Origin of the sequence: Arthrobacter sp. UYCu712, assembly GCF_040547005.1 — a bacterium.
Classification (GTDB): Bacteria; Actinomycetota; Actinomycetes; order Actinomycetales; family Micrococcaceae; genus Arthrobacter.
Genome location: NZ_JBEPOZ010000057.1, coordinates 1 through 3972 on the forward strand (window position 1 = coordinate 1; position 3972 = coordinate 3972).

Genomic DNA, 3972 nt, shown 5'->3' on the forward strand with positions numbered 1-3972 from the left:
GCGGTGGAAGGTACCACCTCAAGCGGAATAGCGATCTACGGCGGCGTCGACGCGGGGGCGCGGGGTCGGGGTGTGGTCGGCGTGTCGGGGTCAAGCACTGCGATCGAAGGGAACTCCACCAGCGGCGACGCCGTCTACGGTGTCAGCAAGTCCGGCATCGGAGTGCATGGGAAGGGCGGACACCTCGGCGGCTACTTCGAGGGCAACGTTCAGATCACCGGCGACCTAAGCATCCAAGGGGTGAGCATCCAAGCCTGGCTACAACGCATCATCACCCTCGAGAACCGGGCCAATACGTTGCAATCTGACGTGAACGCCTTGGAGAATCGTAATGGCTGACGTGGTGGGTGATTCGCAGGACAGGCATGTCCCCGGGGTCTTGGGGGGGAACTCAGCAGGCGGAGACGGTCTCTTCGGCCAAGGAGGCATGAGCGGACGCGGCGTTATAGGTGTGAGCTCAGGACATACCGCGGTGGAAGGTACCACCTCAAGCGGAATAGCGATCTACGGCGGCGTCGACGCGGGGGCGCGGGGTCGGGGTGTGGTCGGCGTGTCGGGGTCAAGGACTGCGATCGAAGGGAACTCCACCAGCGGCGACGCCGTCTACGGTGTCAGCAAGTCCGGCATCGGAGTGCATGGGAAGGGCGGACACCTCGGCGGCTACTTCGAGGGCAACGTTCAGATCACCGGCGACCTAAGCATCCAAGGGGTGAGCATCCAAGCCTGGCTACAACGCATCATCACCCTCGAGAAGCTTATCGACAACCTGCTCACACGACTGCAGATTCTCAACGAGAAGAATCAGACGCCACCCAAGAAGAATCGGGGAGCGTCCTGCATCATGGATTACGACCCGGAAGCCCCACCGAGCGATGCCGTGGTGGGTGTGAAGGTCCACGGCGGTGGATTCTATGCGGATAAAGTGGTAACCGTGATGCAGGTCGCCCGGCCCCAGAATGGCCAAGACTCACAGTTTGCCAACACCAAGGCCGACAGTTCAGGCGGCTACCTCGTTAGACGGAGCGTGTTGAAGAATTTTCCCAAACAACCCGTGGAGTTATATGCCATCGGCAGCATGAGCGGCATAACGTCAAATACGGCGGGCATGAACATCTGACGTCCTGCCGCGGCCGCCAGCGCCACAGCCGCCCAACCGCGGACGCCGGAACAGCGCCGCCAGCAACAAGCCGAATATGGGCGCTAGCCCCTGTTTCCGGGGACGGACGAACGCCCTGCACAACCCAAGAGACTGTGTAGGGCGTTTACGGTTGTTCGACAGCTGTCCGCTGTTTCTTTGGGAGTATCTTTGACAGCGCTATCCGCGCTTCGCGAGCCGAACGAATCAACCGACTCTCTTCGGCAGTCGGTGCAACACCGTGCTCAAGGTCAGATTTGATTCTTTCCAGAAGCAGCTTTTTCTTTTCCGGAAGGAGTTCTTCAAGTCGCATAAAGGCGTCGTTGGCTTCGACGAACTCATCAAACTTTGGAGTGCCGGGTGAAGTTGAATGGTGACTCAAATTGCGACTTTTTTTGAGAAGCCTGAGGGCCGAGTTGAGAACTTGATGGACTTCATCGACAACAATCTCGGTCTCGGGGGAGCAGCACAACTTCAACATCTGACCGGAGTCGCGGAGGTCACCTATGGCGCGGGTCAAGTTGTCGACGGCTCGTTCATCCAACTCCGCATCGGAAACTTTCCCTTCCTCGTCGTAGTAGGCCTCATAAGTGTCAGTTATCCGGGCCCGAGCTACATCCATCTTGCCGAGAAAAGATACCGAGTTCTCCATCACCATCTTGCGATACCAGGTTTTGTTGTCTCGGCGGTCAGCCCTCTTGTTGTTCTCATAAATGGCGTATATGGCAACGATGGCCACCAACACTGACACAAAATCTTTGAACTCCACTTAGAAATCCCCCTCTGATAAGCGTCGCAAGACGCGGATAGACGAAGACACTCTTCCACACGGTACGTCTGGGAACACAAATGGAGTTGCCCAAGGGTTGCTGCACGCAGCGCATCACACCCGCGGGATGACCAACTGATACCACTGTGCTACTAAAACAGTATGGAAGGTGGCTCCGGACGCCTTCACACCGCGGAGCGACCGATGGCTGGCAGGTGCTGGTACAGGGTCGTGCGTTTCAGTCCCGTCTTGGCCGTTATCTCACTGATTGTGGACCCGCTTGCCCGGAGTAGGGCGGCGTGTTCTAGCACGTCGGGTTCTACTACGGACGGCCGCCCAGTGCGCCGGCCGTTGGCGGTGGCGACCGCTCTGGCATGGGCAGCCCGTTCGGCCGCGTAGGTACGTTCCATCTCTCCGAAGAGTGCCAACATGATGAACGCCAGCTGACTCATCGGCCTGTCTGGCTCGGATGTGTCGATGGCAAGGGGATCGGCAAGGGTCCGGATACCCACACCCCGTTCGCGGAGTTCATGGACCATATTCAGAGTGTCGCGGACTGTTCGGCCTAGTCGGTCCAAGGTATGGACCACCAACACATCACCAGCCCGGGCTTGGGTCAATGCTGTCTGGAGCCCTGGGCGGCCTGTCGTTGCGCCGGATTTCTTATCGATGTGGACGTTTGCCGGATCAACTCCGGCGGTCGCCAGGGCGTCCAGCTGACGGGTCAAATCCTGTTTCGCAGTTGAAACGCGAGCATAGCCAATGTTCATCCGTGAACCGTACCGAAAGTTGCCACTGTGACGGATGATTGTGGCGGAACTTTTGGGATAGCTTTTGGGTCAGCGACGTTACGCAGCATTCCGCGGATTCATGTCATTTTCAGAAGTCGTCTGCACTGAATGTCAGAAGTCCTCTGCACTAAAGCCATTGGGCGGCAGAGTGCCGTGGCCGAAGTGACCTTAGTGCAGAGGAGTATCGAGCAGAAGCGGCGTTAGTGCAGAGGAGTATCGAGCAGCCAGTGTTCAGAAGTCATCCGCACTACCCCCGAAATCACGGGGAAGTCAGTGGCAGTCAGCTTCTGAAAATGACAGAGGCGGGGTCGGCGCCCCGCAGGCGGGGATCGCCTATCGCATCAGCTGGTCACCTGTCGGACCTTGAACACGATCGAGTCGAAGACGGTGCGTGCTTCTCTGGTCAGCTCTGGATTGATCGATTCGTGGAATTGGACCACCCAGAACATGGCGCGCTGGCCGTTCAGGTTGACCACCCGGTAGGTTTCCCGCTCAGCGGCGGTCGAGTACCAGCGGGTGCATAGGTTCGAGTATTCGGAGTGAACGCAAAACTGACCGTTGTCGCAGGCTTTGATGTCCACGTCGCCCTCGACGGAGTGGTTGAACTCGAAACCGGAGTAATCGCCCACCACGACCTCGACGGGAGGGGTGCTGGACGTTGACGTCTGGGCCGTCATCGCATCGACGAAGGCCTTAGCCGACGGATTGACCTCGACGAGCGCGCCCTGCCACGCGCATGCGTCCGTCGGCACATGGTCGGAGGGCCACCAACCCACGAAAACCGCCAGATCATCCGGGTGATCCGGGTCGTCCTTTCCCAGGCCATCGCCGTCGGCCGACCAGCCGTCTGGGACGGTGATCTCGAAATTCTCTGCGAAGCTGGTGACGAGGTATGTACCAGCATCGATGTCGCCGCTGTCCGGCAGCGGTGGGACCGTGGGCAGCGGTGGGACCGTGCGAGCCTCCGTAGTCGATGCGGGGGGCGGCGTCTCGGTAGTCGATGCGGGGGGCGGTGCCTCGGTGGCGGTGCAAGCCGAGAGACCGACGGGCCCGAGTAGTCCGACGGACAAGATCGATGCCAAGGCTATAGCGCGGCGTAGCAGCGAGGACATGGAGGCCTCCAAGGCGAGCTTTGTGATGGGCACGTTACGCCCACGTGTCAGCGGCTACAAGGGGTAGGTACTGAGGTGTACTACTGATGTGAGACACAGTTTGAAAGGATTGTGCCCATGTCTTCCCGTCCCACCTATTCCGATGAGTTCAGGGCCGATGCCGTT

5 protein-coding genes are annotated in these 3972 nt (G+C 59.3%); 2 read left to right on the top strand and 3 right to left on the bottom strand.

The genetic code is table 11. The features are described 5' to 3' along the window. On the top strand, positions 1-339 hold a 339-nt coding region (locus ABIB51_RS23040), incomplete at its 5' end, for a hypothetical protein (RefSeq protein WP_354191710.1). 88 nt (positions 340-427) lie between these two features. Beyond that, complete coding sequence (locus tag ABIB51_RS23045) at positions 428-1117, top strand: hypothetical protein (protein ID WP_354191711.1); 690 nt, start codon at positions 428-430, stop codon at positions 1115-1117. 145 nt (positions 1118-1262) lie between these two features. On the opposite strand, the gene ABIB51_RS23050 is transcribed toward ABIB51_RS23045, so the two are convergent. From ABIB51_RS23050 to ABIB51_RS23060, 3 genes are all read right to left on the bottom strand, one after another. Next, entirely contained in the window at positions 1263-1904 is a 642-nt protein-coding gene (locus ABIB51_RS23050) for a hypothetical protein (RefSeq protein WP_354191712.1), read from the bottom strand. Positions 1905-2089: 185 nt separating this feature from the next. Continuing rightward, entirely contained in the window at positions 2090-2674 is a 585-nt protein-coding gene (locus ABIB51_RS23055) for a recombinase family protein (RefSeq protein WP_354191713.1), read from the bottom strand. A gap of 362 nt (positions 2675-3036) precedes the next feature. Continuing rightward, on the bottom strand, positions 3037-3840 hold the full coding sequence (locus ABIB51_RS23060) for a hypothetical protein (protein WP_354191714.1): 804 nt from the start codon (positions 3838-3840) through the stop codon (positions 3037-3039). Positions 3841-3972: the final 132 nt, after the last annotated feature.